Annotated in this window: 7 protein-coding genes; 1 reads left to right on the top strand and 6 read right to left on the bottom strand. The window is 38.7% G+C overall.

The window, feature by feature from the left end; all coding sequences use genetic code 11:
• Window positions 1-49: 49 nt before the first annotated feature.
• Entirely contained in the window at window positions 50-871 is an 822-nt protein-coding gene (locus Q1K34_RS02765) for a rhomboid family intramembrane serine protease (RefSeq protein ID WP_367183292.1), read from the top strand.
• 17 nt (window positions 872-888) lie between these two features.
• Here Q1K34_RS02765 and rlmB read toward each other — a convergent pair whose 3' ends face one another.
• The 6 genes from rlmB to Q1K34_RS02735 all read right to left on the bottom strand — a co-directional run bounded on the left by rlmB (window position 889) and on the right by Q1K34_RS02735 (window position 13,137).
• A complete protein-coding gene (gene rlmB, locus Q1K34_RS02760; RefSeq protein WP_300434138.1) occupies window positions 889-1,641 on the bottom strand; it encodes a 23S rRNA (guanosine(2251)-2'-O)-methyltransferase RlmB in 753 nt (250 codons plus the stop codon).
• Between the two features lie 95 nt (window positions 1,642-1,736).
• The gene (locus Q1K34_RS02755) at window positions 1,737-3,116 is read right to left on the bottom strand and encodes a SusD/RagB family nutrient-binding outer membrane lipoprotein (RefSeq protein ID WP_300434136.1); all 1,380 of its coding nucleotides are present in this window, start codon (window positions 3,114-3,116) and stop codon (window positions 1,737-1,739) included.
• Window positions 3,117-3,128: 12 nt separating this feature from the next.
• On the bottom strand, window positions 3,129-6,308 hold the full coding sequence (locus tag Q1K34_RS02750) for a SusC/RagA family TonB-linked outer membrane protein (RefSeq protein WP_300434135.1): 3,180 nt from the start codon (window positions 6,306-6,308) through the stop codon (window positions 3,129-3,131).
• A gap of 234 nt (window positions 6,309-6,542) precedes the next feature.
• On the bottom strand, window positions 6,543-7,979 hold the full coding sequence (locus tag Q1K34_RS02745) for a SusD/RagB family nutrient-binding outer membrane lipoprotein (RefSeq protein ID WP_300434134.1): 1,437 nt from the start codon (window positions 7,977-7,979) through the stop codon (window positions 6,543-6,545).
• 14 nt (window positions 7,980-7,993) lie between these two features.
• Complete coding sequence (locus Q1K34_RS02740) at window positions 7,994-11,215, bottom strand: SusC/RagA family TonB-linked outer membrane protein (RefSeq protein WP_300434133.1); 3,222 nt, start codon at window positions 11,213-11,215, stop codon at window positions 7,994-7,996.
• Between the two features lie 272 nt (window positions 11,216-11,487).
• Window positions 11,488-13,137, bottom strand: a complete 1,650-nt coding sequence (locus Q1K34_RS02735; RefSeq protein WP_300434131.1) for a RagB/SusD family nutrient uptake outer membrane protein — start codon at window positions 13,135-13,137, stop codon at window positions 11,488-11,490.
• Window positions 13,138-13,139: the final 2 nt, after the last annotated feature.

Below are 13,139 nucleotides of genomic sequence, written 5' to 3'. Positions count from 1 at the left end.
TTTAAGATCAATAATAGCATCTATTTAATTTCAAATACTGTTTTTAGTGATGTTAATTAAAATTGAAGAAAATTTGAAAGCTTCCTCACCTTTTGTTTTTACAAGCGGAACTATTGGTTATCCGCTTTTATTTGTGCTCCTTATCTGGATCGTTTTCTGGATTGAAGTCCGTTTTGGTGTAAGCTTTAATTCATTTGGAGTAAGGCCTGGTGAAATTGTTGGTTTACGCGGAATCATTTTTTCTCCTTTTATTCATTCAGATATAAAACACCTTTTTAATAACACCATTCCATTATTTATTTTATCTCTGGCACTTTTCTATTTCTATAAACCTATAAGCTGGAAAATACTTTTTATAGGACTTATTTCCACAGGGCTTCTTACATGGTTAATTGGCAGGCCGGCCAATCATATTGGCGCCAGTGGGATTATCTACCTGCTCGCTTCCTTTCTGTTTTTCAAGGGCGTCTTTTCCAAACATTACAGGCTGGTGGCCTTATCTCTAATAGTTGTCTTTATTTATGGGGGACTGGTGTGGTATGTAACTCCAATAGATCCTACAATTTCGTGGGAAGGTCACCTCTCTGGATTAATTAGTGGATTTTCGCTTTCCCTTATTTTCAGAAGAAATATTCCTGAACCGCCTAAATATAATTGGGAAAAACCAGACTATTCCGAAGAAGATGATCTCTTTATGAGGCATTTTAATAAAGACGGGAACTTTATTGAATCCCCCCAGCCCCCGGAGGGGGAGAAAATAGCTACAAATGAAATTCAGGATGAGGAAGCGGATGCGGGAAATTCAGAAAATGATGGGCATGATAAAATTACTTATCGTTACATATATAAAAAATCGAAAAAGAAAGATTAAATTCCTGCCAAATCTACCTATGCATGGGTTAGGGGGATGCGCTGCCTAATTACTTCGTAAAGAAAAGCACCACAGGCTACCGAAACATTCAGCGATTCTATGCTGCCGTACATTGGTAATTTAGCTTTAAAATCAGCGGACTTAATAATAGAATTGGAAACCCCTTTTGCTTCATCCCCCATTATAATTGCAACAGGTTGCTTAAGATCTATATCATATACTAAATCATCAGTTTTTTCAGTAGCAGCTACTAATTTGATATCATACGTCTGAAGATGGAAAACGGCATCTTTAATATGATTTACTTTGCAAATAGGAACATTGAATACCGCGCCGGCTGAAGTTTTTACTGTGTCGGCATTAATAGGGGCAGAGCCTTTTTCCTGGATAATGATCCCCGTAACGCCACAACATTCCGCGGTTCTAATGATCGCTCCAAAATTACGAACATCTGTTAAGCCATCCAATAAGATAAAGAGCGGAGTGGTTTCATTATTTTGAGAATCTTCCACCAGTTTCTCAAGGCTTACAAAATTAATAGGTGAAATATTAGCAACAACGCCCTGGTGATTTCCTCCCTTGCTAAGTTTGTTCAGTTTTTCTACCGGAACATAAGAAACATTATAATTGGCTTTTTTAAGATGCCTGTTCAATTCCTGAAATAAAGCTCCTGAAAGTCCTTTTTGAACAAATATCTTTTCCAGTTCCTTTCCGCTTTCCATCGCTTCAATAACTGATCTGATTCCAAATATACGTGTGGTTTCTTCCATGCGGCAAAGGTACAATCTTAATTCAAATAAAAAGCACCTCCCGAAGGAAGTGCTTTTCAAAATAGAATTATAAAAATTGGCTAATTAAATTTCCACTAGTTTCTAGGGAACACCCAAATATCATCATCTAGTAAATGTCCTCCCTGGGCGTCTATTGCCGCCTCGTATTCTTCTGGATTGGATTGTCTTTCAGAAATAGGGTATAAGAGTCTTCGAGGTACGATTCCAGAAGGATTATTTCCATTCTCTCCATTTGGATTAGGAGTGATATCTGGGAAACCAGTTCTTCTGAAATCATTCCACACCTGGATTGGAGCCTGTCCGTACAGAGCCTTATATTTTTCTGTAATTATTGTTTCAATGCTGGAACCTTCCAGATCATCAATATAATCCTGAGTTGCGCTGGCAGAAATACCTAAATACTGGAAATTTGCTCTGATAGCTTCTTCAAGAGCTTCGCTACCATCTCCACCAGTTCGTTCAAGAGCTTCTGCTTCGATAAATTTGAGTTCAGAATAACTGATTACAGGAGAAGGACTATCTAGTTGAGCCCAAAAAAGATTAGGGTTATCGGCATCGAAGTATAGAAAAAGATCTCCTTCGTCTGGGGTCATGTAAAGATCCATTCTAGGATCGCCCATCATTAAATCTGCAAAAAAATCTCCAATTATCATGGTGTTAGGTCTCTGGAACCCAAACAAAGCAAGTGGATGTCCACCATTTTGTGTGTTTTCCCATATAAAGTCCAGTTGATTAGCATTACCCTCAAAAGCCATTTGAGCCTCTGCCAGAGCCTGTTGCGCTGCGTCGCTCTTCACGCTGGTTTGCTGAATAAAAAACCGAGCTTTTAAAGCGTGTGCAGTGGCTATCCACTGTTCATTACTTCCACCAATCAAATCGCCCTGAATTCCTGCTGGATCGTCAGCTTCTAAATCAGTTATAGCTTCTGAAAGTAATGTTTGTAATACACCGTAAAGCTCTTCCTGATCATCATATTTGGGAGAAAGGTTTTCATCTCCCTGGAAAGCTTCTGAATAAGGAACATCCCCCCATACATTGGTCGCAATCCCCAGGTTTATAGCCATATAGATCTTAGCTAAACCGCGGGTGTTAGGTGCGTCTGTAAGGGTTGCTCTCTCGATGATATCTGCCGCATCTCTCATTGATCCAGTATATAAGCCAAAATCCCATGGATTATTGGTATCATTTTCTCCAATTACGTAAGAAGTATATTGTAATTGCTGCGCATCGAATCCCTGCCATTGCTGCATAATTATTCCTCCATACCTGCCTAATACGGCACCAATATTTCGGTGTGTTTGTGTTTGCATGGCTGGAACAATAGCTACTAATGGAACGCTATCTCCACCAGGCCTTGTAGGATCCTGGTTTACGTCATCATATTCACAGGAAACCAGTAACGACATACTGAATAGAACTGTGAAAAAAACTGCTGGTATTTTATAATATTTCATATTGTCCTTTAATTAAAAATTAAGTTTCACCGTTAAAGCATAACTTTTTGTATTTGGCTGGTTGAAATAATCCAGGCCAATTCCATTGGATGCTCCTGTTAAATTTGTTTCTGGATCAATCCCTGGATAATCAGTAATTACAAATAAATTTCTCGCAGAGGCTGTAATAGATCCACCTGAAAGAAAAGAGTTGTCAAGAAGAGCTCCGGGTAACCTATAACTTAAAGAAGTTTCCCTTAATCTAACCCAGGATGAGTCAAATATATAATCTTCTGAAACTCCCCCAAATCCGTAACGTACCCATCTATACGAGCCAAGGCCGTTGTCTGGATCAGCTAGTGCAACCTGTTGAGTATTTGTTTCCCCGGTATTGGCATTAACACCTTCAAAAACAAAATCTGTGATTTCCCGTTGATCTGCTGTTTTCTGGGACGTACCAAAGTAATCTATGATTCCGCAAGTACCACACCAAATATCTCCCCCTTCACGTATATCAAGTAAAGCAGTAAGAGAAAAGTTTTTATAAGAGAATGTGTTTCTAATACCCATATTGAAATCTGGGGTCGGGTCACCAATTACACCATCTTCTGGGTCCACTAGTGGGAATCCATTATCACCTATTAATACTTCTCCATTTTCGTTTCTAGCAAATCTTGATCCAAAAATAGCTCCATAGGGTTCTCCAGCAATAACCCTTGAAGAGGTTGAGGTGAAACCCGCAAGAAAAATGGATTCTACATCTTCAGCTAATTCTTCTACAATATTCTCATAAGTTGAAAAGTTGGCATCGATATCCCAATTGAAATTTTCAGATTGGATCGGTTTAAGGCTTAGTAGGGCTTCCCATCCTTTGTTAGATATTACTCCAGCATTTACAATTCTTGAAGTAAAACCGGTAACAGCTGGTTGATCAACTGCTATAATTTGATCGGTAGTTTCTTTGTCATAATAAGTAACGTCTAACTTTACTCTTGAATCCAAAAATCTGAATTCTGCACCCACTTCAAATTCCTTGGTTACTTCGGGACGGATATTTGGGTTACCCTGTTGCTCAGATCTTTCAAATGCAACTGTAGAAAAGATGGGGAATTGATTCTCATCTATAAATCCATCTCCGCCAGATTCTGCAGCATTATAATAGGTGATGGTACCAAAAGCTGGTGCATCATTACCAGTCTTACCATACGAACCTCTAAGTTTTCCATAATCCATAAATCCATTATCCCATAATTCTGTAAAAATGAAAGATGCACCTAAACTGTAAGATTCAAAGCTATTATCATCTTCTGGAAGGGTAGAAGACCAGTCATTTCTAAAAGCTGCATTTACGAAAAGAGTTTCGTTAATTCCAAATTTCGCTTCCGAAAGAAAGGCATCCAGATGTCTTCTGTTTAATAAACTTTCAGAAGTTGCCTGACTTGCTGTATTAGAAACATTGAAGAAACCTGGGATAGTTAGTCCATTTCCAAGTACATCACGCAAAAGGCTTTCTGTTTTAAATCCATCATACCCAATGATACCATTAAAGGTGATATTTTCAGAAATGTTTCTATCAAAAAGCATTAGCAATTGCGTATTGATATCTTCACTAAAAATATTCGAATCGTAAACCTGACCTTGTGGATTTCCAGCACTGTTTATATCAACCCCTTGTTTTCTAACATCCGAATACTGATCATAACCATAGGTACCCTGTACTGTTGCCCAGTCAAAAGGCTTGTACTCAAAAGATAATCTACCAATAAAACGTTTAACATCATCAGTTGATGGGTTTTTAGCTACCGTCCAATAAGGGTTGTCATAGATGCCACCTCGGTAGCTTCTTTGTCTTCCGTCAGGTAACTGATATGTACTTGGAGTATCTGCAGCACTTCTTCCGCTTAGGCCATTCCCATTGTCGAATGTGGGTGTGGACCTTAAAAGACCCAGCATAATACCGGAAACGTTAGATCCTCTTTGAACACGACGACCGCCTGAAGTTACATAGTTTCCGCTTGCAGATACTTCTAGATTATCTGTAAGTGTCGCGCTTATATCACCTCTAAAAGATCTCCTATCAAATTCCTCTTTTGGCGCAACTCCTGTCTGGTTTAATTTTCCTCCAGAGATATAGTATTTTACATTTTCAGAACCACCTCTTACAGATACATTTTGTTCGTTTAACACACCTGTTACGAAGAAGTCAGTGTGATCAAAACTCATTGCAGGCATCCCATTCCCTTCACCTTGAGGTACTAACCTTCCAAATCTGCTATATGGGTAAGAAGTATCCCCATCATATTCCAAGGAAGATATTCTTGGGCCCCAGCTAAAGCCTTCACCTGTTTCAGGCCCTCTGTAGGTTGGTTCTCCACCAACTGGTCTACCTTGTGCATATTCTCGCTGTAAATCTGGTAATTGATTTACTTCACTAAATTGGATCGTTGAAGATACACTTACTGAAGGAGCTCCAGATATTCCTTTTTTAGTAGTGATGATAACTACTCCATTCGCAGCTCGTAATCCATATAATGTTTGTGCTGCTGTACCTTTAAGGATATCAATTGAAGCAATATCGTTCTGGTTGATATCTATTGCTCTGTTAGATTGATCTACATCTCCAACTCCATTTCCTGTACTGGAGTTATCAATCGGTACTCCATCCACAATAAAAAGTGGACTGTTTGATCTGTTGATCGAGGTATTACCCCTAATTCTAATATTGGATGAAGATCCTACTGAACCAGAAGCACTGGTCACATTTACCCCTGCCGCTTTAGAAGAAAGTGAATTCACCAGGTTGGTTTCTCCTGTATTCTCAATTTCTTCAGATGTTACACCCTCGACGGCATAAGTTACAGAGCGCGGTGTAGCTCTTACACCTAATGCAGTCACAACTACTTCTTCGAGTTGAGCGGCGTCACCTTGCATGGTAACATCAATTTGATTTGAAGATCCCACTGGAACTTCGGTGGTTTGTAATCCCACGAAAGAGAATACCAAAACCTGGCCTTCTTCGGCATTAATGGAGTAATTTCCATCGAAATCAGTTTGAGTACCCGTATTGGTACCTTGAATTAAAACGTTGACTCCAGGTAGTGGCAGACCATCACTGTCTGTCACTGTCCCGGATACCGTTTGTTCTTGTGCAAAGCTAAGTTGCACCACAAACGCCAGTAATAGCGTTAGAATACTAGTAAATTTTACTTTCATAGTTTATAGTTGTTTGAATTAACCAATATCAAAAATGCCAAAAAACACTTAATAGTCAATATAAAAAATGTTAAATAAATTAGGATTCGGTAGATATTTCGATAATTGGTTGAATAGCCTGATGTAAAGCTATACTTAAGTTACCTTAAAGATGGAATTTATTGAACTTAAATTTTAAGCAAAAAAAAACCACCCAGAAGGGTGGTTTATAATATTTAATCAATTAATACCGATTTACTGGACATCCCAGAATATCTTTGTATAAAGATCATCAGTACCACCAATGTTTTGAACAGCAGCTCTGTAGTTTTCCTCATTCAAAGCAATTTCATTTGTAGGATAGAAAATTCTAAGTGGAACTGGCTGATCAGATAATTCTGAATTCACAAGGAAATCAGGATAGTCTAATCTTCTCCATTCTGTCCAGCCTTCGAATCCACGGTTGAAAAGAGCAATCCATTTTTGAGTACCGATTAATTCTTCCCAGTTTGAAGAATTGTAAGCAACACCATCTTGAGAGAGGTATGTAGAAGCTTCCTCTTCAGTGCCATTATAGTAAAGAATATTAGCTGTTACAGCAGCCTCATAATGCTCCTGGGCATCTCCAGAGATAAATCCTCTCTCAATAGCTTCGGCTAAGAAAAACTCAACTTCAAAATACTGGAAAATTGCCCCTTCATAAGTTGGTTCGAATACAATATCTTCAGAAATGTGAGAGTAATTTGCGTAAGAATTATTGCCTCCAATTGGTCCACCTACATATTCTCCATCCGCAGTAGTTGTGAAGAAATCATCAATACGCGGGTCATTAACAGATTTCAAGTATTCTACTGAAGTTTCCCCAGCTACATAATCACCAAATCTGTTGTTCAATACAAATAAATTGTAGATAGGGTTGGTATTAGGAGCAGAACCTTCATAGTTGATTATGGCACTATCATCTGAAGATGTCATAACGCCAGCATTAAAAGCTTCATTAACTGTAGTAGATGCTAAAGTTTCATCAAAATCGGCAAGACGCATACCAAGGCGTAATTTCAAAGAAGCTGCGAACTTAGCCCACTTAGCAGTGTCTCCACCGTAATAAATATCTGCAGATCCCCAGGAAGCTCCTCCATTAGAAAGAGTTTCTATATCTGAAGAGATTCTGGAGATAAGATCTTTATAGATAGTGAAAGCATCATCATAAGCAGGGGTAAATGTTTCATTTACCATATTTGCTTCTGAATAAGGTACGTCCCCATTAAGATCCACCAATGTTTGATAAGAATATACTTCCAGAACATCAATAATAGCTAATTGATTAGCTTTTACATCATCAGCAAGGAAGTCATCTGCAGCAATAGCTTCACGTGAAGATTGTAGATCCTGAAGAATATTAGTATAAATTCTTACCCAAAATCCATCTGAAGGATCACGACCTATAATTTGGTAGTTGGCTTCATCGTTATATGTAGTTTCTGTCCAATGTTGTGTCCAAAGTTTTAGCAGGTTTCTTCCTGAATTAACTTCAGTCATCAAATCGCCCAGGTTTTTCTCAGCATTCGAGAAAGTTGTGGCTGCCGGTACTTCTGCCGGACTTTTTGGATCCTGATTGTAATCGGTAATATCGTCTGTACAGCTTGTAACAGCAAATCCGATAAACAGGCTAAAAATTAATAATTTTTTCATTATTCTGTTTTGTTTTAGAATTGTAATTGAACGTTTAATCCGTATTCTTTTACAGCAGGGTATGCACCAATTTGGAAACCTTGCACATTACCAGCACCAAAGGAATCTTCTGGATCTGCATAAGGAAGATCTTTATCTATTATCCAAAGGTTCCTCCCCGTTGCAGTAAGCTTAACTGCTGTAAAAGGCAGGTTATCTATAGCTTTAGAGGGTAAAGAATAAGAAAGAGTCGCCTCTCTTAATTTTACGTAAGATGCATCGTAAACGAACTGTGCATCTGGTGCATTACCATATCTACCAAGTGGGTTAGCATATGTAGACATATCTGCTCTAACATCGTTCACAGAACCATCTGCCTGCACACCATCAAGAATGATACCACCACTATCTGGTCCGTCTGTAACAGGATTTCTCTTAGGGTTACCTAACTCGTTAAGACCGGCAGTTTCAGGGTAAAGTCCAGTAGCCATACCAAAGTAAAGGTCACCAGTGAAAATACTTCCACCTTCCTGAATGTCAATAAGGAAACTAAAGTCCCAGTTTTTATAAGAGAATACGTTTTGGATACCTGCTTTAAAATCTGGGTTAATATCTCCAATAATATTATCTCTATTAGCAGTCTTGGCATAAAGGCCATTTTCAAGTACCAGTCTTTCACCGTTTACATACTGGTAATCTGTACCTTTTATTACACCGTAGGGCTCTCCAAGGGCGGCGTTTAATGTAACTCCAAAGAAAGAGTTTACAAGTAAGTTTTGAGAATCCTGGAATAACTTGGTTACTTCACTTTCATAAGTTGCGAAATTACCGTTGATTTTCCATTCGAAATTATCAGTTCTAATTGGAGAACCAAAAACATTCAATTCGAGACCTTTCTGCTCTACAACACCAGAATTTACAACACTACTTGTAAATCCAGCGGCAGGAGAAATAGTTACCGGAATAATCTGGTTTTCAGTCTCTTTTTTGTAGATAGAGGCATCAAAACCAAAACGACCACTAAACCAGCTCGTTTCAAGACCAATTTCTAATTCATTTGTACGTTCTTCAGTAAGATTAGGATTTTTAGAACTCGCCGGGTTAGAGTATAATGCTGTACCACCGAATCCGGTAATTGCATTAAAGGTATTTTGTAATTGGTATGCGTTTGCACCGTTACCTACTTCACCATAACCTGCACGGATCTTACCGTAGGTTAAAGCTGTACTATCAAATAAATTCGAGAAGATAATGCTTGTCGAAATCGCAGGATAGTTAAAAGAGTTGTCGCCATCAGGAAGAGTAGAGAATGTATCTCTTCTTAAAGATCCTTCAATGAAGAATGTGTTATCATAATCAATACTAGCAGTTCCAAATAGACCTAATACTCTTATATCCTGTTCAGATTCCGTTGGGAATTGGATAGGGGAAACAGAGTTGCTTAAGGTATAAAGGCCTTCTAAAGTTAGGCCCCCATTGGTTGAAGCTGTGATTGAGTTTAATTTAGTCTGACGATAGTTAGCACCTAAAGTACTATTCACACCAAAATCACCAAAATCCTCATCAAAGTTCAAGAACAAATCATAGTTAAATTCAGTAAAGTTAATGTTGTTTCTATAATATCTAGAAAGATCAACACTACCTACATTGTTTCTTTCTTCACGAATTTGATCGTAGGTATCTACAGAGACGCGGGTTTGGATATCAAACCAATCTGTGAATTCATAACCTAAAGTCGCGTAACCAAACAATCTGTTTCTTGTGTCATTGTTGTAGTTTTCGAAACGTGTAAAATAGGGGTTGTCCCAATAGATTGGATTTGTATTATCAGCACCAAATGGATTCCAGGTGATGTTTCTTCCAGTTTGCTCGTAAGCTCTTTCTTGAGCTGCAAGGTCTACATTTACAGCCCACCATTGGCGGAAGTTTGTCATCAGGTTTTCAGCGTCGTAACCAGTACCATAACGACCAAGTCCATCAGTTTTTGTGTAGATGGCTTTAGCAGTAGCAGTTAACTTATCTGTAAGATTTAAAGTACCAGAGAAATCAAATGTATTTCTATTGATCTCAGAATTAGGCATGATACCTGTCTGGTTAAATCTTGTATAACTAAGTCTCGAAGATCCGCTTTCGCCTCCCACAGATAGTGCTACGTTTTCAATATCGGTATAAGAAGTTTGAAAAATATAAGATGGATCGTTAGCACCAGCAGTCCAGGGTGAAGCCTGCTGATAAGTATCTAATTCCGGGTAGAAAGACTCCCATCCATAAACCATAAGGTTTGGATCAAAAGCACTACCATAAGAAGCATCTTCTGTAGTAGGAACTACAAGGTCTGCATTTCCATCGCCATTGATATCTCCAGAAAGAAAGCCATTTCCAGGGCCTGATCCGTAATAAGGACCGTACCCCTGCCCGTATTCTTTCTGATATTTAGCAAAAGTGTCTGGATCATAATTACCTACATTCACAGTTGTATTGATTGTTACTCCAATACCCTTTGTTTTAGAGCCATCTTTTGTAGTAATTATAATAGCACCATTTGCTGCACGTGAACCGTACAGAGCGGTTGCTGCTGCACCTTTTAGTACATTTACACTTTTAATGTCATCAGGGTTAATGTCTGAAGCGGCATTACCGTAATCATATCCACCGCCCCCACCAGATTGCGATCCAGTGTTAAAAGTAGAGTTGTTAACCGGCACTCCATCAATTACAAATAACGCCTGGTTGTTTCCAGTAATAGAAGAATAACCACGAATTACTACGTTAGAAGAACCACCAAGAGAAGAACTCTTTTTAACATCTAAACCGGAGATTTTACCAGAAAGAGAATTTACAAAGTTACCTTCTTTGGCAGTATTAACTTCTTCTCCCGATACTTCCTGGGTAGCATACCCAAGGGATTTTTTTTCACGAGAGATACCAAGCGCTGTCACAACTACTTCATCAAGAGTCGCTGCATCAGCTTTCATTACAACATCTATAGTGTTGCTGTTTGCTACAGTTACTTCTGACGTTTCTAGTCCCACGAAAGAGAATACCAATACATCTCCCTTTGCGGCCTCAATGGAATAAACACCATCGAAATTTGTTTGGGTACCACTAGAAGTTCCTTTAATTAGAACATTGACACCGGGTAGTGGCAGACCATTTTCATCGGTCACCGTACCGGTAATCGTTTGTCCTTGTGCAAAGGTTATTTGCACCACAAACGCCAGTAATAGCGTTAAAATACTACTAAATTTTGTTTTCATTTTTAAATTTGTTTGAATTAGCCGACGCCAAATTTGCTAATAAATGCTTGATTAAACAAGCGTACACTTCTAAATGTTTAAGTGGAGTTAATCTTTATTATACCATTATTTTAGTGTTAAATTATTGTGGATATTCTTTGGAATTAAGGTTTATATTTCATTCTGTGAAGTTGTAAATCGATCTTTTTGAAAAATTCAATAAAAATGCTAAAATAAAAAAGTCTCCAACTTGGGGAAGTTGGAGACTTTTTTTGAATCAAAAATCAGCAAGTCTAATTTTGATCAGACGGTCCTAAGTTTGGGTTGGCATTTATTTCTGCCTGTGGGATTTTAAAAATCCAGTCATCATTTACAGAAGGCTTATCCATTTGAAATGCTCCCTGGTAAAGAACTTCAGATGCTCCGGAACCTCCGTTCGCAGCGTGGTCTATGCCCTCATCCCATCTAATATGGTTAGTATAACCGAAGCCTTCAGCATACATTTCTAATCTCCATTGAAATTTTAGGTGTTCAAAGAAAGATTCTTCTGAATTGAATTCATCTGCACTCCATTCTTCATCTCTTGCTTCTGCTAATGGCTTTAATGCTTCTTTAGCCCCTGCGAGATCTCCCATCATTAATTTTGCTTCCGCTTCAATCAAATACATTTCTGAAGCTCTCATATATATAACATCATCGGGATCTATTGATCCAGGATTTGCCTGCTTTAATTTAAAATGCATGTAAGGATGGGTATTATGTCCTGATACTAAGCCATAGGTGCTTTTTATTTCAGCTATAGCTGCATCAAACTCTTCTTCTGTGGTGTATAAGGGGTTGGTGTTGTTCTCCCATCCACCGTTGCCATTCGCTGCAGAAGTATTTGAATTTGGTGCATCTGGTAAAAAGACATCTTTTCTATAGTCTGTTTCTGGTATAGCGTCAACCATTCTGCGGTCTGCTATCTTCGGATTATTTCTAATCTGGCTTCCATTAAATGTATTGCTGGCCAGGTAGAAATAAGATCTGAAAAAGGTGGTCTCGGCAGCAATCACATTGCTTCCCCATATTACTTCTGAAAGTTCATTAGAATTGAAGCCTGATTTCCATTCATCTTCACCTAATAATGCATAGCCTTCTCTTGCTTTCGCAGCGGCTTCTGCTGCTGTAGCCCAATCTCCTTTAGAAAGTGCCCAACGAGCCTTAAGGCCCTGAGCAACATCAACACTTAACTGTGCCTTTGCAGCTGGACCACCCACTGACGGACCCTCACTACCTTCAAATGCGCTAAGCGCAGCCTCTAAATCTGACCCAATCTGGTTATAAACTTCCTGTACAGTGGATCGTGGCTGACTGGTAAATGGAGTTTCTGATGAGAATAAAATTGGAACCCCAGGGTCAGAAGCCGGGTCACCGATTAAATAGCCTCTTCCATAGTGCTGCACTAATGATAAGTATGCATACGCTCTATAGGCGTATGCCTGACCTAAGATATGTCTAAGTCTCGCTGTTTCTGTTAAAGATCCGCTTTCAATCTCATTTATAAGCAAATTTGCATGTAGAATGATATTGTAACGGTGGTACCATAAAAGTTCCGTTGTTAGGGAAGTTGGTTGGGTGTGTTCATTCCATTGCATTGCAGAACGCCAGGATAAATTGTTTGCATTTGCAGAATGAATCAGGTCACCAGTCAAATTATCACCTAGAGGCACCCAATAATGGTTATTGGCTCTTGCAGTATTTCCACCTGGGAATACAGTTTGGGACTGGGAATACAGGCCACGATGTATCCCATCTAATATGAGTTGCATATTATCTTCATTTGCCAGGGCATCTGCTGCCGAAATAGCATCTGTGGGTCTTCTTTCTAGAAATTCCTCCTCGCACGAGGTTATTGATATCGAAAGAAATATCAATAAGAGGTATTTTATTTTATATGACATAG

It is taken from the genome of Christiangramia sp. (genome assembly GCF_029937855.1).
GTDB lineage: Bacteria > Bacteroidota > Bacteroidia > Flavobacteriales > Flavobacteriaceae > Christiangramia.
Note: the sequence above shows the minus strand (reverse complement) of the source record. Positions and strands in the feature narration are given on the sequence as shown.